13 protein-coding genes and 1 pseudogene (1 of these 14 only partly in view) are annotated in these 21,441 nt (G+C 66.1%); 8 read left to right on the forward strand and 6 right to left on the reverse strand.

Annotation, left to right across the window (positions count from 1 at the left end):
- Positions 1 to 4,222, forward strand: partial view of a hypothetical protein gene (locus tag ABZW16_RS06170; RefSeq protein ID WP_354952749.1) — the 3' end only. 24,227 nt of this gene lie to the left of the window's left edge; the window shows 4,222 of its 28,449 coding nt (coding positions 24,228-28,449); its start codon lies beyond the left edge, outside the window; it ends in the stop codon at positions 4,220 to 4,222.
- Positions 4,223 to 4,515: 293 nt separating this feature from the next.
- Here the strand turns inward: ABZW16_RS06170 and ABZW16_RS06175 are convergent, their stop codons facing one another.
- The 3 genes from ABZW16_RS06175 to ABZW16_RS06185 form a co-directional block, all read right to left on the reverse strand.
- Positions 4,516 to 5,079 carry a hypothetical protein gene (locus tag ABZW16_RS06175; RefSeq protein WP_354952751.1) on the reverse strand — a complete coding sequence of 188 codons (564 nt, stop codon included), beginning with the start codon at positions 5,077 to 5,079 and terminating at the stop codon, positions 4,516 to 4,518.
- Positions 5,080 to 5,525: 446 nt separating this feature from the next.
- Positions 5,526 to 5,855 (reverse strand): hypothetical protein, encoded by a 330-nt coding sequence (locus ABZW16_RS06180; RefSeq protein ID WP_354952753.1) that lies wholly within the window; start codon positions 5,853 to 5,855, stop codon positions 5,526 to 5,528.
- On the reverse strand, positions 5,855 to 6,199 hold the full coding sequence (locus ABZW16_RS06185; protein ID WP_354952755.1) for a hypothetical protein: 345 nt from the start codon (positions 6,197 to 6,199) through the stop codon (positions 5,855 to 5,857). The genes ABZW16_RS06180 and ABZW16_RS06185 overlap by 1 nt, the downstream gene beginning before the upstream one ends.
- 285 nt (positions 6,200 to 6,484) lie before the next feature.
- Here ABZW16_RS06185 and ABZW16_RS06190 point away from each other — a divergent pair, with 285 nt between their 5' ends.
- Positions 6,485 to 7,654 (forward strand): helix-turn-helix domain-containing protein, encoded by a 1,170-nt coding sequence (locus ABZW16_RS06190; protein WP_354952757.1) that lies wholly within the window; start codon positions 6,485 to 6,487, stop codon positions 7,652 to 7,654.
- A 155-nt stretch (positions 7,655 to 7,809) separates the two neighbouring features.
- A complete protein-coding gene (locus ABZW16_RS06195) occupies positions 7,810 to 8,010 on the forward strand; it encodes a hypothetical protein (protein WP_354952758.1) in 201 nt (66 codons plus the stop codon).
- A gap of 987 nt (positions 8,011 to 8,997) precedes the next feature.
- On the opposite strand, the pseudogene ABZW16_RS06200 reads toward ABZW16_RS06195, so the two are convergent.
- Positions 8,998 to 9,583: pseudogene (locus tag ABZW16_RS06200) on the reverse strand (transposase); the annotation flags it as partial.
- A gap of 380 nt (positions 9,584 to 9,963) precedes the next feature.
- Between ABZW16_RS06200 and ABZW16_RS06205 the strand changes: the two are divergent.
- On the forward strand, positions 9,964 to 11,595 hold the full coding sequence (locus ABZW16_RS06205; RefSeq protein ID WP_354952760.1) for a hypothetical protein: 1,632 nt from the start codon (positions 9,964 to 9,966) through the stop codon (positions 11,593 to 11,595).
- Here the strand turns inward: ABZW16_RS06205 and ABZW16_RS06210 are convergent.
- On the reverse strand, positions 11,586 to 12,260 hold the full coding sequence (locus ABZW16_RS06210; RefSeq protein WP_354952762.1) for a response regulator transcription factor: 675 nt from the start codon (positions 12,258 to 12,260) through the stop codon (positions 11,586 to 11,588). The genes ABZW16_RS06205 and ABZW16_RS06210 overlap by 10 nt on opposite strands.
- A gap of 56 nt (positions 12,261 to 12,316) precedes the next feature.
- Entirely contained in the window at positions 12,317 to 13,633 is a 1,317-nt protein-coding gene (locus tag ABZW16_RS06215) for an MFS transporter (RefSeq protein WP_354952764.1), read from the reverse strand.
- 382 nt (positions 13,634 to 14,015) lie between these two features.
- On the opposite strand from ABZW16_RS06215, the gene ABZW16_RS06220 reads away from it, so the two are divergent.
- The 4 genes from ABZW16_RS06220 to ABZW16_RS06235 all read left to right on the forward strand — a co-directional run.
- Positions 14,016 to 15,269: a hypothetical protein gene (locus ABZW16_RS06220; RefSeq protein ID WP_354952766.1), complete on the forward strand. Its 1,254-nt coding sequence runs from the start codon at positions 14,016 to 14,018 to the stop codon at positions 15,267 to 15,269.
- Between the two features lie 24 nt (positions 15,270 to 15,293).
- The gene (locus tag ABZW16_RS06225) at positions 15,294 to 15,614 is read left to right on the forward strand and encodes a hypothetical protein (protein ID WP_354952768.1); all 321 of its coding nucleotides are present in this window, start codon (positions 15,294 to 15,296) and stop codon (positions 15,612 to 15,614) included.
- Positions 15,615 to 15,675: 61 nt separating this feature from the next.
- Positions 15,676 to 16,197 (forward strand): YbaB/EbfC family nucleoid-associated protein, encoded by a 522-nt coding sequence (locus ABZW16_RS06230; RefSeq protein WP_354952770.1) that lies wholly within the window; start codon positions 15,676 to 15,678, stop codon positions 16,195 to 16,197.
- Positions 16,198 to 16,218: 21 nt separating this feature from the next.
- Positions 16,219 to 21,441 (forward strand): hypothetical protein (locus ABZW16_RS06235; protein WP_354952772.1); only part of this gene is annotated, 5,223 nt, incomplete at its 3' end.

Raw genomic sequence — 21,441 nt, forward strand, 5'->3', positions numbered from 1 at the left:
GCACCAGCCACTTTCGGTGGATGTCCGAGCAGAACTCGACCGATTGGGCGCTGAACGCGCTGCCGAGGTGCTCGCCGCCAAGCCATGGCGCGGCATGCGTGACGACTTGGCCGACCGGCTCGGCGTGAACCGAGCTGCCGACCATTTCGAGCGACCTGCAAGCAGTCGCTACGCGTTGGGCCCCGGCGAGATCGATGCAACCTTGCGCGATGCCGCGAACCGGCTCGAGCCGACCGAGGAGAACACCAGACAGCTGCGCCTGCTGCGCGAGGCCGCCGATCGAGTCAACCAGGCGGACAATAGGATCGCGCGCATCCAGGACCGGATGGCCGAGCTGGTCGGCGCGTGCCGCGACGCCTTCGACGCGGCGGGTGCCCGGCAGATCACCGATCGAGTGGGCCTGGTCGAGGGCGAGCAACCGCGGATCATCGTGGTGGCACCGCGCGGCACACTGGAACATCCGCGCGCGGAGCACGATGCGGCGCTCGCCGATGCGATTCGCCGCAATTCCGCAGTGGCACAGGCGATGACCCGCCCCGAGACCACCATCGAGTACCACGAGATCGTCGCCGAGCGCGAGGAGCCGGTACGGCTGCGCGATCTCGCGCCGCCGCGCCGCGAATACCTCACCGCGGGCTGGCGCGAAGGTGCACCCGGCATACATCTGACCCGATGGCAGGACGGCGAGGGCAACTGGCATCCGGTCAACCCGACCCGCCCGGACTGGACGACGAACCGGCAAGGCCCCCGCGTACCAAAGACTTTCGAGCCACGGGTGCTGCCCGAGGGCGTGAGCGGCTGGGCGGTCGATCCGTTCCAGTCGTCCATCGTCGACCCGTTCCTGGATCCGCCGCCCGGTGCGATCGATGAGGAACTGCTGCCGCGGATACCCGGTATGGATCCGCTCGATCCGGGTGTGCCCACCTTCGAGCCGCCGATGGCGGGCGTGTTCTACAACACCATGCGCATCGTCCTCGAATCGGCGAAGCTCACCGGCTTCACCTGGTTCAGCGATAAGGACCATCCGGGTCGAATCAGCCCGGGATTCAAGGGGCACCCCTACTTCCGGCCGCGCGCCGCCGATGTGCAGCCGATGGCGCGCGAATGGGATGTGCAGGATCGGGTGCCCGATCGCGGTGAGCTGTCGGAGGAGTTCAAGCAGCGCCAGCGCGATCAGGAGGCGGCCTGGGCGCGAGTGCAGGACTGGGCCGATACCGAATATCGACGGTTCCGCGCCGATGACAGCGATATCGACACCATCGCCGGTCACCTCGCGACGCATCCGGATGCGGAAGGCGCGGCGCGTACCGTGCGTGCCGCGGAGATCGTCGATCAGATCGCTCGCAGGCTCGACGGCTCCGGTGATCTCGATCCGATCGTTGACGCGCTGACCGGACAGCTGCGCGACGAACAGCCCGGCGACGCAAGACGATTGGTCGACGACGTCCGCGCTCGGCTCGACGGTATCGACACCGACCGCGCCGAATTGACCCGCTTGGTGGCGGACCGACTCGACGGCTCGACCCCGACCTTCACCCGCGCCGACATCGAGCAGATCAAGAACCACCTCATGCGTGACCCGCATCTGGTGCACGACCCCGAGGACGGCATTCTGCGCCGCCGCCCGCTCGACGCCGTCGCCGATGTCGCCGAGGCCTGGAACCGTCTCATCGCGGGAAACCCACTCCCACAAGACATCCTGCTTCTACAGGACGCCCTCGCCGAATCGAACTACCTGCACCGCAACCCGATCGCCGCCTGGCACGACGCCAACCAGCACGCCATCCGCATCGGCTTCGACTGGAACGCCAACCGCCCACCCCGCACCGACTGGCGCACCAAGATCCCCTACGCCCCACCCCGCGTAGACCACCAGCCCCACCTCCCCCCACGCCCCCATTCATCCGAGCTGCCGAGCGCCGCAACCAACCACCTTCCGCAACAACCCCATCCCGATCCATCCTCCGAATCGACGCCCGTCGAACCGCATTCGGCCCCCGACCACACCGAGGACCCATCCACCACCCAACCCCTCCCGCCCGCCGACCCCGACAATGGATCGGCTGGGCGGGAACAGAATCTGTCGGAGCCCGCACCGGATCGTGATCCGGCAACCGATCAACTGCCGCCGGCAGGGGATGTGTCCTCGGTTGGCGAGGGTGCGGAATCCACTGAGTCGGGTGGCGCTGATGGTCGGTTGGCGACAGACGGTGCGTCTGAACGTGGTCGGGATCCGTTGGAGCCCCCGCCAGGTCGTGATCCGGCAAGCGATGAGCAGCGGGCCACCGGGGATACAGGTAGCCGGTCTGAGTCCCACCCCGCGCCCGAACAAGGTCAGGATCCGTTGGGGAGCACCGCCGGTCGTGATCGCGCGGGCGCCGGAGAACCGTCCGAGGGGGGTGTACATCGCGGTCGCGGCGGCACTGGAGAGTCGTCCGACAGTACGTCGGGGCGGGATCCCGTCGGCGCTGAGGCGTCCGCCGACGATGCGTCTGGTCGTGATCGTGCGGGTGATGAGGAGTCGTCCGAAGGCGCGGCCGGTCGTGATCGTGCGGGTGAGGGGGAGTCGTCGGATGGGGGTGCGCGGCGGGGGCGCGATGGCGGCGACGGCGAGAGTGCGGGGCGCTCGGGTCGGGGCGGTGCGCAGGAGCCGCCCGGTGGGCAGGAGCCTCCGCCTGGGCAGGGGCATTCGGGGGATTCGGCGCCGCAGTCGCAGCTGCCGGGTTCGCGGTTGCGTTCCCATATCCCGCATCCGCCAAGGCAATACGACGAATATGATCTGCCTGATCCACCGCGCCGATCCCCCTTCGATCCGACGTGGCCGCTACCGAAGCACCCACCGGAACCCCGGCCGCCGCATCCCCCAACGCCGCCGAACCCGCCGACGCCGCCGAACCCGCCGGTAACGCCACACCCCCCGACGACGCCGCATCCCCCGAAGCACCCGGTGCCGCCGAAGCCGCCCGTGCCGCCCAAACCGCCGGTACCCCCGCAACCGCCGACTCCACAGCCGTCGGTGCCTCCGCAACCCCCGACCCCGCCGGTCCCGCCGGTACCGCCGAAACCGCCGGTGCCTCCGCAACCCCCGACCCCGCCGGTCCCACCGGTGCCTCCGGTACCGCCGACTCCGCAGCCGCCGGTGCCTCCGCAACCTCCGGTTCCACCCACGCCTCCGGTCCCTCCGGATCTGCCGGTGCCGCCGTATGTGCCGGTGCCGCCGACACCTCCGCTCCCACCGACGGTGCCGGAACCTCCGGCGGTGCCGGAACTTCCGAAACCGCCCGTGCCTCCGCATTCGTCAGTGTCGCCGACAACTCCGACGCATCCGTTGCCGCCGACGCTTCCGACAACGCCTCCGGTGCTGCCAGTCGCGCCGACACCTCCTGTGCTCCCGGACCCACCGACCGCGCCGCGCCTGCCTGCCCACCCGACCCCACCGAATTTCCCATGGCAGGATCCGTCGACGCCGCCGGGCTCGTACGATCCGGCGCATCCGCAGTCGCCGATGCCGCCGTCATCGCCTGCGCAACCCACGGAGCCCCCACATCTGCCCCCGCCGATTGCACCATCCGACCCGCTTGGTTCCGGCTGGCCCGATTCGTCGCAGCAACCGGCGCACCCCTACATGCCACAGCAACCGGAGCACCCCGATTCAACGCAGCACCAGGACCACTCCGGTTCCACGCAGCAGCAGACCTACGCCGGTAACACGCAACAATCGGATCCGTCTTCGACCCCGCCGATGATGCCGCCTGTCAACCAACCATCATCGACCAATCGAAATCGGCCGACAAACAACAAAATTCGGTATCGCGGCGTCCAAAATGGTGATGGCACCAGTCTTTTCGTGCAACCGTTCTCCGGATTCGGTGTGCCCGCGCACTTCGACCCGGAGACCGGTGCGCTGCGGGCGGTCGGCGGGGGCATCGGTCCGCAGGTCGGTGTGTACGGCGATCTGGGTGACGTATCCGTGGTGTTCTATCGCGACGGATCCGGTCTTGCGCTGCGGGTCGGTGCGAACACGATCAATCTCGACGGCCCACTCGTCGCCACCGAATGGGAGCCCCTCGCGAACCGGCAAACCCGCTTCGCCGTCACGGCCTCCGGCACTGTGGTCTGCCAGCTGCTGTACCGATCGCTCCCACCCGAACTCGACCTCGGCCGCCTGATCCACGACGTCTGCGCCACCCCGACACGCCGCACCCAGATCTTCACCCGCTGACCCACGTGCACCGGTCGAGCATGGGGTGCTCGCCCGGATTCGCTGGTGGTGGGCAATACTCTCGGCGTGGGCGAAGCTGGCCCGGTTATAGCCGCGTATCCCTCGCTAACTGCACTCGCGTCGGGCCAGCGGAGCTCACGCACACTTTCGACACCCTCATATGCCGACGCTCGGCACGACATGTCGGGCCGAAAATCAGAAGCTCTGCGCGAGAGCGAATTTGGCGCGGCAGCCGGACTCTCTCCGTCCGCAACGTCGTCGATCCTCGCCCGCGCCTTACCCCGAATCCGTGGCTATATCGCGATGTGGCCCGGGGGAGTCGCGTCCTGCCCGAGTTCCACTCGACGTATCTCGAGGTCGGGATGGCGAAGAAGCTTGTGTACCAGTCCGGTAGGACCGCCGACGCAGATCCAGTCGTCGTCGAACAACCGCGATACCAGCCAGCAACGGTTGCTTGGAAAAATTAGGTCGGGCAGGCTACGGCGTTGACGCCAAGTCAGCTTGCGCCAGGTGAGCGCCTGCTCCGGCCCCGCCTCGACCAGCACGTAGTGCCAATTGGCATACAGGGTCACCCGGGGAGCTTCGGGAAAGACGACGTCGTCGACGCCGTTATCGAGGTATCCCAACCACCAACGCTGGTTCGCAGACTCGATGCGCAGAACCGACACCAGCGCTCGGTCCAGCGCTTCCCACGCCACGTCGTCGTCCTCCGGCACGACAATCGTGGCGTACCTGTCGAAGACCGGCGGGATCGCGGAGCTGATGGTCAGGCCGGCCGACGTACCGTCCGCGATCCATGCGCTCTCCGCGTCGGTTCCGATTCGCCAGGAACCGCCGTCCGAGGTGGTGACCTCCACCCACCGATCATCGCCGGCTCCACGCGGAAACGCCAACGAATTCGAGTGGGTCGGTCAGGCGGGTGCGGGCTCGATGGAGCGGCCTGGTTGGAAGCAACTTCGTGATCGCCAGGCCCGTGCCTGCACCGCATCCCGGGCCGACTCGGAACCCAATTTGCGCGACTTCTTATGAATGCTGTTGGGACGCACGGAGTTCAGACCAGTACTCATGGCGTATCGCATCCCACAATCGCGATAGCTTCGGGAACCGCTCGCGCATCTGGACCAGGTCCGGCGCGGTGTCCGAGGTAGGAGCAGACATCAGCGTTGTTGATTCCAAGATGTTGTGTACCAACAATATTCGAATACAGCGCTGGTCAATCCGCCAGATTGCCTGCCAGTCGTCCACCTCGGTGTGATACTCGCTCATCTCGGAGTCCGGAATCGCCTACCCGTGGCCGCCGCTGTCAACGCCCGTACCTGTACTGGGAACTGGCAGGGCCAAACTCGGTGAGTTTGTCCAGCACCTCACGCAGCGTTCGTGCTGTCGGCCCGCCCTCTCCGCATAACTCGCGGTCCAGCGGTGGGAACTCGAGCCCTCGCGCGAATGCACGCTCGCGCGGCGTCAACGATTGCGGCGCGAGCCGACCCGCATGGACCAGCGTGTAGTACGCCGCCGTCTTCCACACGCATCGACCGACCTGGCAGGCGCGATGCTCGCGCATCTGCTCGTGCGCCAACTCGACATCGGCATACGCGCAGACCCTCGGCGGCGTGACGATCGTGCGCTCGCTCATCACGCCGGTCCCATCTCGGCGTTGGCCCGGTGCGCGACCCTTGCCCATGTGGTTGCGGGGCAGACGGTTTCGAGATCGAAGTCCTCGCACACCCGCGCCGGTTGATCGTCGACTTGAGCCAGGTCGTAGACCACGATCGCGGCCGCATCGAGCCCGGCCGCGATACCGAGGGCGTACCCGATCGGATCTGGGGTGTCATGCGGGGACCGCACCGTGTACACATATTGGTAGCCCAGCAACCGTGCATGCCGCTGCACCGCTTCCGCATGCCGAGGCGCCTCCACCCCTGACACCTCGGCCCGCACGAGTCCGACCGCCTTCAGCGGGCCACTCTCGTTCCGCAATGTGTCTCGTTCTGTCGCATGCATTTTCGTCACCCTCGCGAACCGAAGGATTGTGCGACAGGGCCAGATACTCGACAGTCCGGGAGTTCGGTAACCGCTGCGGACGGTGTGGCGCGGGACGCGGTAATCGTTGAAGCGTTCAGGGGCATCGGCTCAGTCCTGTTCGTCGCACATCTAGGAGTATTGGTTTCCTCATTCCTGGTACGTATCCACCCTGGACCTGGGACGATGCGGAGCGCAGAGCGGGAAGACGCAGGTTTGAGCGAGTTTTAGCGAGGGGCGGCGGTGACCACGCAGTGGACCGGTGAAACTGTTCGAGCACTACGGACGGCGTTGCGCATGAGCCAGCGGGATTTCGCCCGACTGATCGACGCTGGGCAGCGGACGATTTCCGGTTGGGAGCGAGGGGAATCCAGCGTCAACGCTGCCGCGCAGCTTGCACTCGACACGCTTTGGGTGACACTGGACCCTGTGGCGCGGGCGCGCTTCGAAGTGTTGGCCGAGGAGACCGATGTGGACCGCAGACAATTCCTCATGACAACGGCAGCGCTGGCCGCGACCGCCGGAACAGCCCGGCCGACGGTGTCCCCAGCGGCTATTGATCATCTTCGAACTACGGTTCATGCGGGAATGCTGCTGGATGATTCGCTCGGATCCGATGCTGCTAAGCCCCTGGTGGATGCGATGGCGCGTACCTGTCTGACTCTGTTGCCCGCGTGCCCCGAATTACTGAAGCCACAACTGTCTCAGTTGACCGCCGAAGCTGTAGCATCCTCAGCCTGGGCCGCATGGGATCAGCGCGACGTGAAGTTGGCCGACGCACTGTTCGCGCAGGCATTCCAGCATGCCGAAAACGCGGGCGATACAGACGTCCAGGCCGGAATCTTGGTGCATCGCACCGACCTCGCCGTGTGGACCCGCCGCTACGCCGACGCGGCCGACTACGCCGATGCAGCATTGGATATCAAGGTCCGTGATCGCAGAATGGCGGACTACCGGGCGCTGCGATCTGCACAAGCGTTCGCACACGCCAATCGGCGACAAGACGCCCGAAGGCAATTGAAAGCCGTTTCCGGAGACCACATCACGGAGACAACACCGGACGATTCATACGCGTATTGGATGGCGGGATGGGTAACCAGCGATGTCACAGGCTCAGTACTGGAAGCGACGGGTGATCGGCGTGGTGCTGCGGAATCAGTCGAGGAATCGCTGCAGTTCATCCCTGAACACGCGACGCGCCACCGAGCGTTGACGCTACTGCGCCTCTCCCGAATCGCCGCACCGCTGGATCTCGATCGATCTGTGGCAGCCGCGAAGCAGGCGTTGGCACTCTCCCGGACGAACACCTCACCGAGAGTTCGGGAGAAATATGCAGAGACTCGGCGACTGCTGGCGCCCTGGAGCGACACCCGCGCAGTCCGCGAACTGGACGCCTTCGCAACCCCCGCCTAATTATGCGCCGCTGGATTAGTGATTTGCACAATAGGGTCTTTGCGATCAAGACCTATTATTGGCCGTGGCGAGGGGAATTGTGCAGTTGTCCACATTGTCAGAGATTGTCCGGTAGCCCGTGACGTCGTGGGTCGTTTCCCTCGCGACGGGTTCGAGTGGACGGGGTCAAGCGCGAGCTGTTCTGGTACAACACCTTTGCCGATTCCCAGCGTGGCTTCTGCGGTAACTCCGGGAGTTCTGTTGCCGCCCAGCACGACGGTGACGCGGAGCTGGTTGGTGTCACGATGATGAGCCTCGATGATCGCAGCGGGTTGGTACCCGAGCGACAGAGTTTCCGCTCCAACGCCGTTGCGTGACTTCCGATCCGGCGCACAGGACTGAGCAGGATATCGACGAATGTTTGCTACGCTGTGCGTGGTTCGCCTCGGGCGAGATCAGGTCTCGCGTGAGGAGTCTTGGGGGCGGGTCTCGTGGCGCGTGTCCAGTAGTTCAGATTCACCTTCATTCGACGGGAAGTCTCGATGAAATCACATATGCGTTCAGCTTTATTCGGCATCGCAGCCGTCGGGTGCACAGCCTTGGCAACAGTTGGTAGCGCACCCGCAGCATTCGCAGTTCCGGCCCCCGGGGCTGTGGAACTTTGCCGGTTCACCTTCCTCACCCCCGATAATGCTCAGCGCACGGCATCCACTGTAGTGAGTGCGGAGCCCGGCAATTCAGGCATCCTGAACTTGTACGTTCACACGGACGCACAATCGGATACAGAGTACGAGCAGCGCTTCTCGTTCACTTGGTCCAACCTCGACACCGGTCGCAGCGGAAACGCGGAAACCACTACCCGCGTGCAGGGACCGGACAACGAGTACCTCCTGCGCAATACCTTGACGGAATCGGGCCGCCTCGCCTTGGTGCTGAGGTCGAGCAATCGGGGGCTGGGTGAGCTCAGCAACCACTCCACCAACGGCGATTGCAGCGCGGAATACACCACGTAAGGAGTAGCCGAGTCCTGTTGGTCAACATGAGCATTGCCTTGACCGGCAGGACTCGATCGTCCAGCTGGTACCTGACCAGCTCCGCCATTTGCCAGGTGATCTCCGAGTTGGATTCCGGAGCGGATGGCATTTATTACTAGCCACATCCGACCACTCACCGACGATTCGACCGGGCACCCGTCGTTCTCCCCCCGACCACATGAGGATCCTCTTCACTCGTTTCACCCGTGATTCAGCGTCCAAGTCAGGAGTGAGGCCTGGGAGATGGGCAGTGACGGCAGCAACCCACGCCGTCTCACCGATCCGAAACAAGCTGCGCAGCATCCCAGCACGGGTGGGGGAACAGGCTCACAGCATGGCCGCGGCCGGCTCGCCGGTACCGGTCTCGCCGTGATCGATGAATGCCCACGACGGGTGGAAACCGAAGCCCCGCTTGAATGTCGGTGCCGCCTTCTCCTTCTCCGAGTGCGCGTCGGTCAAGGTGGCATCGAGATCGATCAGCAGCGGATGCTCAGCGTCGAGACGTGACCGGTGCCGCGTTCGCCGGCCAGAATCCACGCCCGCGCACATGCATCCGCGCGCGCAGAAGCGATGGCCGCCAACACTTTCGGTGTATCAGCCGCCAGGACAGTCACCAGACGCGGCACCGTCGGATCCGATGCGACCGGCCCGAACACACCGGGTTCGCCCGCAGCACCGCCAGGTCCGACACGCAGTCGCCACCGAGCGCGAGCGACGCCGCCAGATCCAGCACGATCTTGCCCGGATCGTGCGTGGCGAGAGGTTTACGCCACGGCGCCAACGCCTTCGACAAGCCTTTGACCAGGCCGATCCGCTCAGCGGTGCGCACCAGCAGCACCGCCACGGCCAGCGATGCAGTCCCCGAACCAGCACCGTCCACAGCCAACACCGGATACGGCGAGATGGACTTCCGCACCGGAAGGGTGCTCCTCACTTGCGATGATTTTTTCCTCAGCAAGAAGGATTATCGCAAGTCGGAGCGCCCTTCTTCATCTCCAGATCGCACTGTCGCCGATGCCGGTGAATTCCCGGGCTAGTGATGTTGTTCGCGAATCCCGATGCGTTGCTCGACATTACGAACATGCCCTGCCGGATGAACACGCGGGCAGCAAGGTCGGAATTGCCCATGAGCATCCTCCCGAGCGGCCTTCCAAAGCTCTACCTTCAGGATCGGTTAAGCCCTGGGCTTTCCGGAATCGTGTGTCGTGGCGCTGTGCCAGGATAGGAACGGTAATTGCTCGGGCACTGTGCGCGGTCCACGGCGCGCGGTGCGCAGATGAGGGAGATTGCGGCGACGTGACCACACCTGACGGCGAGGCCCCCGACAACCGGGCGAACGACAACCAGGCGAACGAGCCGAACCAAGAGCAGGCCGTACCCGACGCTTCCGGCGACGCGGAATTCATGGCCGAGTTCATGAAGGCCTTCGAAGCCACCGACAACGACCGCACGGAAGATACCCCCGGCGAAGACACCCCCGTCGACGAGGACGCCCCCGATATCGGCTTCACCCTCGACGAACCCCCGGTCGACGTGGCCGAGCAGGCCAAACAACTCATCCACCGGATCGCCCGCGCACTCGCCTCCGGTGGCCCGCAGGGCTGGCTCCGCCTCGCCGCTGTCTTCGTCATGACGACCACCGCCGAATTCGCGCTGGTCACCTTCGCCGACGACGAGCAGCGCGAGGCCCGTGCCCAGCCCGCTCCCGAGGTGCTCACACTGGTTCGGGAACAGCGGCACCTCGCGGCCCGACTGAGCGACGGCCCCTGGTGGCGGCTGCTGATCAACTTGGCGAGCACCGGCGAGATCGAGGTCGACTACGACTACGGCGACGAGCCCTTCCCGGACGACCACCTGTTCCCGCCCGAGGTCTACGCCGCGGATCTGCAGGCATATCCACGCCAAAAGCTGCCGGTATGGCTGGCGGCGTATGTCGGCCACGCCGACCGGCAGTCGCGCCCGGCGCTCATCGCGGCCGCCCAGGCGCGCGCGGACCGGGAAGCTGGCGTGCGACCGGTGCTGTCGGAGCAGGACTTTCCGGCCTTCCCGGTGCTGTCGGCCCGCTGGGCGGTCATCGCGGCCGCCTTCGTCGCCGCCGGATCCCAATGGGGGCCAAGGGTTTTGCCTGCACTCGGTTGGTTCGAAGGAGCCAAACGCAGCGGGTCGACGCTGTATGCGTTGCCGGGCGGTCGCGCCGTACTGTCCGGTGGCGTGTGGAACGCGGCCGAACTCGATGCCGTCTACAACGCCGGTGCGCCGATGCCGCGGCTGTACGCCGGTGCGCCGGAGTGGATCGCCAATCCGGTGCTGAATCCCCGTGCGGCCAGCGGGTTGTTGTCGTTCTGCTATTGGTGGGACGGCGGCAGGTGGTATCGCGGTGACTCGCCGTCCGCGGTCGCGCTCAGCGATGCGGTGCCCGGCATCTGGACCTCCGATACCGTGGCCGGTGTGGTCGCCGGATTGGTGGCCGACGAGCCGACCGATGGGCAGCGCGCGGCGGTGGCCAACCTGGTGTCGGCCGCGGAAATCGGTGTCGTCACCCGCGATACGCTCGTCGAGGTCTTCGGCGACGATGGCACCTTCGATATCGATAGCGCCCTCTACCAGCTCACGCTGGCCGGTGTGACGATCACACTGCCGCAGCCGATTTCGCGGGACGCCGCGATGGTGCAGGTCCGGCAGTACATTTTGGACCAAAATATGGATACCACCGGCTATCCGCTGGAGAATCTGCGCGCGGACCGGATCAATGTCGGCTGGATGGTGTACGTGCCGACCGAACCCGGTGAGATCTCGATCGGTCGGGCGATCTTCTATGTCGCCGATGACGGTGTGCTGGAACAGTCTTCGTCATCGGTCGCGCCGTCGGTCTATGCCGCCGAGTTCGAGCAGCGCTTCCAGCAGCGGCACGGATCCGTTCAGGCCTGAGGGCCGCCATCGGTGCTCCAGCGATAGCCGAAGCCACGAATGGTGGTGATCAGACCGGGGCGATCGAGTTTCGCGCGCAGCCCCGCCATGTGCACATCCAACGCCCGCGATACCGAGGCCGACGAATCGCCCCAGATGCGGTCCATCAGCTCTTGGCGGCTCACGGCGGTGTCCGGTCGCTCCGCCAGGATCCGGACCAGCTGGAACTCCTTGTGGGTGAGCATGATCGGCACACCGGCCACTTCGACCTGCCGGGCCATCAGGTCGACTCGCACATCGTGGGAAACGACCGCCTCGACGGGGGAGGTGTGGATGACGACGCGCCGGGTGACCGTCTCCAGTCGCGCGACCAGCTCCGCGATGCGCGGCGGTTTCACCAGATAGTCGTCCGCACCGGAGCGCAGCGCGAGCACAATGGTGCGCTCCCCGGCCCGTGCGGTGAGGATCAACACCGGCACCGAGCTGACCTCGCGCAGGCGCCGCAAAACCTCCAGACCGTCCATATCGGGCAGTCCGAGATCGAGGATCACCGCGTCGTAGTCACGGTGTGTGCGCAGTAGGTCCGCGCCGCGGCGCTTGCGGTCGACGACGTAACCGCGGGCGGTGAGCGCGGCTTGTAGCGCGTCGCCCACCCCGTCATCGTCTTCCACCAGCACAAGCCGCACGCGCCGATCCTTGCAAAGCGAAGGTTCGGCGCGCAGGCGTTTGCGCATTGCCATCCTCAATGGACGGTCACCTCGGCGCCGGTCTCGGCCTCGGCCTCGATCGCGGAGTTCTTCGAGGTCTCGCGCATGAAGTAGTAGATCGTCAGCGAGATCGCGATACAGGCCGCGACGTACCAGAAATACAACGATTCGTGATCGGCCTTCTTCAATGCCAGCGCGATGGTTTCCGCGGTACCGCCGAAGATCGCCACGGTCAGCGCATAGGGCAGGCCGACGCCGAGCGCCCGGATCCGGGTCGGGAAGAGTTCGGCCTTCACGATCGCATTGATCGAGGTGTAGCCGGTGATGATCACCAGGGCCAGCATCATCAGCCCGAATGCGCCGATCGGATTGCGGGTGTGCGCGAGCACGGTCATGATCGGCACGGTCAGTAAGGTTCCGGCAATGCCGAAGAAGATCAGCAGCTTGCGCCGTCCGATCCGGTCGGACAGCGCTCCGGCCAGCGGCTGCAGCACCACGAAGACCAGCAGTGCGATGAAGTTGATCCAGGCCGCGGTCGGCTTGGAGATATGCGCGGTATTGATCATGAATTTCTGCATGTAGGTCGTGTAGGTGTAGAACGCGACGGTGCCGCCGAGGGTGAGCCCACAAACGATCAGACATTCGCGCGGATACTGCGCGAGCACGCGCAGCGAGCCGCGGGCCGAGCGATCGGATTCGGCACGGAACTGTTCGGATTCGTCCATGCTGCGCCGCAGCCACATGATCAGCAGGGCACCGCCCGCGCCGATCAGGAAGGGAATGCGCCAGCCCCAGTTGTTCATCTGCGCGTCGCTGAGAATGTGCTGCAGCACGATCTGCACGCCGAGTGCGACCAGCTGACCCGCGACCAGCGTGACGTACTGGAAGCTCGAATAGAACCCGCGCTTACCCGGCGATGCCACCTCGGACAGATACGTTGCGCTGGTGGCGTATTCACCGCCGAGGGACAGCCCCTGCAACAGCCGCGCCAGCACCAACAGCACCGGGGCGGCCAGGCCGATCGTCTGATAGCCGGGCGTGCACGCGATCAGCAGCGAACCCGCGGCCATCACCGTCACCGAGAGGGTCAGTGCCGCACGGCGTCCGAAGCGGTCGGCGTAGCGACCCAGCATCCAGCCGCCGATCGGACGCATCAGGAAGCCGACCGCGAAGACGGCCGCCGAGTTGAGTAGCTGTGCGGTGGAATCGCCCTTGGGGAAGAAGCTGTGCGCGAAGTACACGCTGAACGCGGCGTAGACATACCAGTCGTACCACTCGGCGAGATTGCCGAGGGAGCCACGCAGCACGTTGGCGATGACCCTGCGCTCGCCCACGGGTTGTGTCGTAGTCATTGTGAATCTCCTTCTGGCGCCGCACTTACCGGCGTAGTAATGGCGACTGTGAGCGTAGTCACAGCGCATTGCCAGGGGTCGGCCGATGTTCTAACGGTCCCTTAGGAAAAAACTTCGATCGGATTTCGACGCCGGATAATTCGACCGCCGAGGCGGCAGATGCCCTGGTCGGAGGCCGGTTCGAATTCTTAACAATCCCTTTAGCTAGTCGTCGGCGGTATCGGGATACGACTGCCGATCCGCGTGCCACCATCGAAAATAGGACCGATGGCGACTACTGCCGAACGCCCGAAACAGGGCGATCCGAATCGGTTGTGATGTAACAGGAACGAGAGCAGTGAAGCAAACAGCGCGTAGCGATTCCGTGGGAGGTGATGGTCGGATGACGGGTGGGCGCGACGGACAGATCGGCGTCACGGACATCGTCCTCGACCCGGTCGAGACCTTGATCTCGCACATCGCCGACGAGTTGGCCGAACTGGGCCCACCCGGCTGGCGGCGGCTGGACGCGGTCTTCGCGCTGACCGTGACCGTCGAATCGGCGCGCGTCGAGTTCGCCGGTCCGCTGCGCGTGACACGCCTCGAGGTGCCGGAGCCGGTGCTGGCACTCGTGCGTCGGTACCGCGCCGAGGTCGCCGAATCCGGTGCCGAGCCGTGGTGGCGACTGCTGTTGTGGGCCAGCGCATCCGGTGATATCGGGGTCGACTACGACTACGGCGATGAGCCGTTCCCCGCCGATCAGCTCTTCCGTCCCGAGGCCTATCGCGCCGATGTGGCGGCCCATCCGCGTCCGCGCCTGCCGGTCTGGCTCGCGGCCTATATGGGGCACGCCGAGCGGCAGTGCCGCCGTCCGCGCCGGGCCGCGGCGGCGGTTATCGCCGACCGAGCTCGCGGGGTGACGGCCCGGTCGGTGGACGAGGAGTTTCCGCGGTTTCCGCAGCTGTGGGCCAGGTGGGCGATGATTTCGGCGGCACACGTCGCCGTTTCGTCCGATCGTGGTCCGCGCATGGTGGCCACGAACGGCTGGTTCGAGAGCGCGGGCACCGGCAGCAGCGGCTCCACGCTGTACACCGTGCCGGGCGGCCGCGCCGTGCTGTCGGGCGGCGTATGGAACGCACCGGCCTTGAACGCGGCCTATAACGGCGGCGTCGATCTGCCGAATCTCTATGCGGGAGCGCCGGATTGGGTGACCAACGCGGTGCTGAGCCCGCGTGCGGCGGTCGGCCTGCTCTCGTTCTGCTTCTGGTGGGACGGCCAGCGCTGGTGCAGCGGGGAATCACCGTCGGTGCAGCAGTGCGGTGCGGCGATGCCGGAGATCTGGAACACCCACACCGCGATCGAGGCGGTGGCCCGGTTGCTGTCGGCGGATCCGAGCCCCAGGCTGCGAACCGCGGTGGCGCGCTTGCTGACTGCCGTCGAACGCGGCGAGATCACCCGCGAATTGGTGGCCGACACCTTCGGAGAGGATGCCGATATCGATGCCGCCATGCGTCAGCTGACGGTGGCCGGAGCGGTGGTGTCGCGGTCGAATCATGTTCGTGCCGTTGGGCGTCGGCCGGAGCCGGTCGCCGACGGTATGCCGGGACTTCATATTTTGGACGGCAGACGTCCATGCAGTGATCGAATTGCGCTATAGCACAGGTTCGGAGGAGGATTCGAGATGAGTGAAGGCTTCCGGGCGAGCCCGTCCGGGTTGAACAAACCGTCGGCGGACCTCGCCGAAGTCGCCGTCAAGATCCAGACGATCGTCTCGCGGCTGGATGCGGTGAATACGTGGAACTGGGGCAGTTGGGGCACCAACGGTCGCGGCCCGAATTTCGCCACCGGAGAAAACGGCTACGAGTCGTCGCACGACAATCTGATCGGCGTATTGAAGGCACAAATCGAGACACTGCAGAACTATTCGCAGGGCGTGACCGACACCGGCGTGGCGCTGACCGATACCGATCATGCGGGCCACGACGACTTCGAGAACATCTGACGCCGACGGCGCGAAGTCCGAACCGGGGTGGTCGGGTACCGGGGTGAGCTAGGAGGATTCGATGGCTGACGACATTTCGATCGGGCAATTCACCGATCTCATGGAGATGATGCGGATGGGCGTCGAATCCATTGCGCGAGCTCAGGAGAAGCAGGCTCTGCTCACCGCGACCGGCTATGCGGCGGGCAAACGAGTCGCCGTGGTGGTCAATGCCAATAATGTGGTCATCCAGACTCGCTTCACCGATGACGTATCGGATTTGAGTTACGCCGAGTTGGCCGCCGCCATCACCACGGCCGGACAGGACGCCGCGGCCCAGATCCAACGGCGCACGAGCGAGATGGTCGATGAAATGCGCGCCCAGACCGCGCGACTACCGAAGCTATCCGAGTTCGTCCCCGGACTACCCGATCTGCGCGAGATGCTGCCCGCCCGGCCCGAAGTATCGACCGCGCCGCCCTCCGCACGCCGTCGCGCGGAAGCCGCAGATGCGGACCCGCCCATGGTGTTCACCGATGTGACACCGTGGGACCATACACATTCCCCCCAGAGACCGTCGGGTGTGTCCGAGTCGGGCTGGTGAGCTCGATATAGGGGGCGCTAGATGTTCATCGATATCACTCCGCTGTGGAGCTGGATTCCGAGTTGGATTCTCACTGCGCTGAATTTCGGCATGACGTATCCGAACGGCCACGTGACGCCCATGCACGATCTCAGCGAGGTCTGGAAATGGGCCGCGGAGGAAATACGGAAGCTCGAGCACGAGTTGAAGGCAGCCACCGATGCCGCACTGAAACATTACGAGGGCGGCGACGGCTCCGCCGAGATGAAAAAGGAGTTCGACAAGCAGTTCGCCGGTGACAACTCGGTGTCGAATGTGGCTGCGGGACTGGAGAATCTCGGTGACTACACCCACGGTGGTATGAAGGACCTCTACCAGGACCAGATGTGGTCGGCGCTATTCGCCGGAATGACGGCCTATTCGGCCATAGCTTTGATCGTGGAGCTGTGGCCCTTCGGCATGGGGGCCGCATCGGTGGAGCTGGCGATCTCCCGCGAAGTCCTCGCCCTGACCGAGCGGGAGGCGGCCGAACTCGCGGCGGAGGAGGCGGCGAAGGCCGGTCTGCGGAATCTGCTGAAGCCCTATCTCAAGAAGATCGGCCTGCAGATGGATAAGTGGGCCGGTGATTCGCTGGCCCGCAAGGCCGCGGTCGGCGGTGTGCGTCTGGCCGGGGCCGGGGCCAAGGCCGGTATGCACGGTGCCATGGCCGATCTCGGGATCCAGTTCATCTCCGATCCCGGCGGCCCGATCGACTGGGGAAAGGTCGGGACCAGTGCGCTGACCTGGAGTGCGGGCGGGATCGGCGGACGGGCGGCTGGCCTCGGTGTATCCAAGGGGCTGGGCAAGGCGGTGTCATCGGACCTCGGACAGCGGATGGCGGCCAGTGCCAATCCGGTGGCCAGGGCGGCGGTATCGCCGAGAACCATGGGTCTGGCCACCGGTTTGGTCAGCGGTGCCGCGGGTGCCGCCGGGATGTACGGGGCCATGGCCGCGGTCGACCCCAATGCGAAGTTCAGTCCACAGATGCTCGCCGCGGGTTTCGGCATGGGGGCGCTCGGCGGCGCCCGGATGGGCAGCGCGGCGGCGAGCGGCGCGTCCACCCATGGCGATGGCACGGCATCCCGTGCGGCCGATGGTCACACGGCCAAGCCCGCGGTGGTGACCCCGGAGACCAGCGCGGAAGGAAAGAAACTCTTTAGACAGGTCAGCAGACTAACCCATCCCGACACAACCCCGCCCAGTGCGCAGCGTGACGCCATCATCTATGAAGCCACCGACATCAAGGCGCAGGCCAATGCCGGTGAGCGGAGTGACCAATACAGCGATCAGCATGTTGCTAGGCTGCGGGAACTGCATCAGCAGGGTGTCGAATTGGCGAGCAGCACCGCTACCAACGGCCATGGCGGCGGCACCGGCGCGACACCCGCCGAGAATTCGGCCAGGACGGCCGGTTCGGGAGCACAGTCAACGGGGTCGGGTGCCCATACGCCCACGGAAGGTACTGCCCGAACGGCGGATTCGGGTGCGCGGGCGGCCGGATCCGACGGCAGTGCGCGCCCGCCTGCGACGCCGGAAAGGCCTGCCGGACAAGGACAGTCGGACCGGGGTGGTGTGCAGCGCGGCGGGACCGGGGCTCCCGAGAAGTCCCGCGCCGGTATCGCCGCCTCCGAGCACACCAGCGGCGATCCGAATCTTGCGGCCGGACAACAGGATAGGGCCGTTCCATCGGATCAGGTCAACGGCGAGGCACGGCACGGCGTCGAGTCCGAGGCCCGTGTCCCGGAGCAGCGGGCGCCCGAGGCATCCGACGACGGTGCGCGTGCTCGGCCCGCGGAACATGGTGATGGCGCGGCCGAATCACGCGTACCGGAGCAGCGTCGCCCCGACGTGCCGGTCGACGATTCGCCCGCACGACGCGCACCGGAACCTGCTGCTCCGGACGCACGGGCTGCTGAGCAGAGTGCTCCAGCGGTTTCGGAGCGCCGCGGTGATGATGCCGTCCTCGATGCTTCGCCGCCGCGCCCGCCGGACGATCCGGCTCCGCGCCAGGTCGATCCGCAGCCCGGTCGCGTCGATGGCGAATCCGCCGTCGTCTCGAGCGAATCCGATGGCAGTCATGCCTACGTCGCCGATCGGCCCGCGATGCCGGAACCGGCTCGGGCGCATCCGGCACCGGTCGGCGGCGAGGAGTCGTTCCGAGTTCCCGAACAGCGCACGACACAGGAATCGGCGGTCAACAGCTGTGTCCCGGAGGCGTTCCGTCATCTCGAACAGGCACAGGGCCCGGTGGCCGATGGGCCAGCGCCGCAGCAGCGGAGTCTGGCCGGGGTGCCGCTGCACGAAGTGCAGCGGGCGATTCCCCTCGGCAAATTCGAGGGTTTCGCTCCGGACCGTTCCTCGTCCGGCCATGCGCAGATCGTCGATGCGACGATGCGGGCGGGCAAGGGCGCGAGCGCGCTGATCGCGGAGCAGCGCGCCAAGGTCAATGCGGGCGGTGCGCAGGGGCACGTCTACACGCTGACCTACAAGGGGGACAACCACTTCGAGGTCAATGGCAAGTCCGCGGTCCACACCGAGACCGATGCGCAGGGCCGGGAGTGGTTCATCGCGGCGGATGAGAAGGGTAGACCACTGCCGGGTCACGCGCCGCAATCGCTGGCGGAAGTGGCGGGTGGCGCGACCCGAGCGGATGCGGAGGCCACCGAGGCCGTCATTGTCCGTGCCGGTGAGGTGGTCAGCGGCCTCGGCAACCCGAATGCGCCCCGCTTGTCCGGGGAACTGATGATGGGCGCCACTCCCGAGCCGCGGGCCGAGGTCCGTACGCTGCACGCCGAATATCGCCATGCGGCCACCGAGGAGGCGCGCGCACGTGCCGAATCGACGCGGCTGCGCGAGCAGGCGCGACAGGCGCGCGAGGACGGTCTGCACGATCGGGCCCGAGAACTCGACGAGCGGGTGCGGCGGCTGGATGACCGGGCGGATGCGGCCGGGAGGCAGGCGGATCTGTTGCGTGCCAGGGTGGTCGAATCCGAACAGGCCAAACTCGCCGTACAACAGGAGGCGGTGCAGACCCGGATCCGGGAACTGGACGAGCAGTTGACCGGTGCCATCGGTGACCAGCAGCAGGTACGGCAATTCAGCACCGACCTCGAGCTGATCGACCGCGTCGAGGCCGCCACCCAGGAGCGGGACCGGGTGGACGGTGCCCGGCGGGAACTGCGAAACCAGCTGGAGCCCATCGGGGAACAGTTGGAGACCGGCCGGACCGCCGTGCGGGAACTCGAGGCGCAGGTCCGGGCGGCCGAGGCACCGGGCACGGCCTTGACCCCGCTGGAACGCGGCGAACTCGCTCGCGCGACCGGACCCGCGCTGGCCCGTGCCCAGGCCAGAATCGATTGGCTGCAGGGCGTCTATGCCGAACTGGAGCATCGGCACGGCGATCTGGTCCACCGGCACGATGCGCTGACCGGCGAGATCGAAGCGGCAACGCAGGCGCGCGATCGGGTGGCCGCCACCTTCGACGTGCCGGATCCGCAACAGCTGCATCCGTCCTATCGCGGGGTCCCCTCGCCCGGCACGGAACTGGTGCATTCGCTGCGCGATGCGCTGGACCGCTTGGGCCGGGCCCAGGATGAGGCGGCTCGGCTGGCCGACGGTCAGCTGGGCCTGCGGGCACTCGACGAGATGGGGCTGCTGCCGATTTCGGATCGCGTCGGCATCGCGCCAGCGGTCGAGCCGTCCAGGGCTTTCCCGGATCAGCGCATTGTGGTGGTCGGAACCGATACCTCGCCCGCTGGCTACCGGCAGGCATTGCAGACCACCCTGCGGCCCGGTACGGATCTGGAACTGGTGCTGCGCCTGGCCCAGTCGGACAAACTGCCGTTGCAGGTGGAGTTCGTGCGCATCGAGCTGGCCGAGCCGGACGCGCCGGGGCAGGCATTGGCATCGACCACACCGACGGCGGTGGAGAAGTCGGGCGCGTGGCCGGATCCGAAGAAGCATGCGCGGCCCTGGGAGAAGACGAAGTGGACCGAGCCGCAGCCGCCGTTCCTGTTCAAGGTGTCGATGGTTCCGGTTTTCGACAAGATCATGGCGCCCTTCCACCACTTCGAGCCGGGCGAGGTACCCGCCTTCCTCTTCCCACAGAACCTGCCCTTCTCGAAGACGGTCTACGACGTGCCCGAGGGTGTCCACACCTTCCAGTCCGACGTGGGCATGGACCTGTTCCACGCGCGGATTCTGAGCCTGGGCATTCTCGATCGGATCCCGAATCATCCGTGGGTTCGCCAGTTCGTACAGAACCGCCCGTGGGTCGGCAAGGTGATATTGGGAGCCACCAAGTGGCTGCCAGCCAATACCGCGCACGGTCGGTCGGTGCACGTGCCGCTATCGGTGGATTTCGTGAACAAGCATCCGCGGATCGCCTTCGCATTGGGCAGTGTCGAGCAGTGGATCCCCAGTGTCCGCAAGGGCCACTGGATTCATCTGGTGCCGATGATCCGGGGGACGCGCACGCATGCGTGGTTCGACGATGCGCGGCCCGATCCGGCACCGCTGCATCGCGCCGATCTGGCGAAGCCAGTGTTCAGCTCGGAGGCGCAACATCTCGACGGCGGCGTCACCCGTCCCTACACCGGCGAGAGTGTGGAGATCCCCGAATCGCTCGCGCAGCGCTGGCGGGCGAATGAGCAGGCGCGCGAGCGGATTCAGGAATGGACCGATGGCGAGTACGACCGATTCGAGCGCGACCGGGTCGAGGCGGGCGACAGTCTGGTCCATCGGATCGCGGACCAGGCCGCCGCGCAGCCCGACCGGTATTCCGGCGGCGATCCGAAACAGTGGGTGCGCGGTAAGAGCAATGAGTGGGTCCGGGATCCGGACGGTTCGCTATTGCCGAGACACGCCGACGGCTCGACCTGGTTGCGTGATGCCGAGGGCAATGTCCGGCCGCGCGCGGAGATCGTGACGGATCTGCAGCGGGCCCGCGACTACCTGATGCGCAATTCGGAGCTGAACCGGATCCCCGACGTGGCGGAACTGTGGAACCGGTTGATCGCTGGAAAGCCATTGCGAGAGGACGTGATCGGCCTCGAGGCGGCATTGGTCGAGGCGAACCATCTGGCCACTCATCCCGAGGCGACCGGGCACCAGGCGCATCAGGCGGCGAAGAAGGCCGGATACGACTGGGACAGCAACCGTCCGCAGCTGACCGGCGATCGGGCCGAGCGCAGCCTCCCCGCGAAACTGACCGGTCGCCGGCCCCTC

Source organism: Nocardia sp. NPDC004604, assembly GCF_040609795.1.
Lineage (GTDB): Bacteria > Actinomycetota > Actinomycetes > Mycobacteriales > Mycobacteriaceae > Nocardia.

Excerpts from the sequence above, each read along its gene's own strand:
- ABZW16_RS06180 (WP_354952753.1), bottom strand. The coding sequence starts at position 5,855 with ATGAGCGAGCGCACGATCGTCACGCCGCCGAGGGTCTGCGCGTATGCC.
- ABZW16_RS06215 (WP_354952764.1), bottom strand. The coding sequence starts at position 13,633 with ATGACTACGACACAACCCGTGGGCGAGCGCAGGGTCATCGCCAACGTG.
- ABZW16_RS06220 (WP_354952766.1), top strand. The coding sequence starts at position 14,016 with ATGACGGGTGGGCGCGACGGACAGATCGGCGTCACGGACATCGTCCTC.
- ABZW16_RS06225 (WP_354952768.1), top strand. The coding sequence starts at position 15,294 with ATGAGTGAAGGCTTCCGGGCGAGCCCGTCCGGGTTGAACAAACCGTCG.
- ABZW16_RS06230 (WP_354952770.1), top strand. The coding sequence starts at position 15,676 with ATGGCTGACGACATTTCGATCGGGCAATTCACCGATCTCATGGAGATG.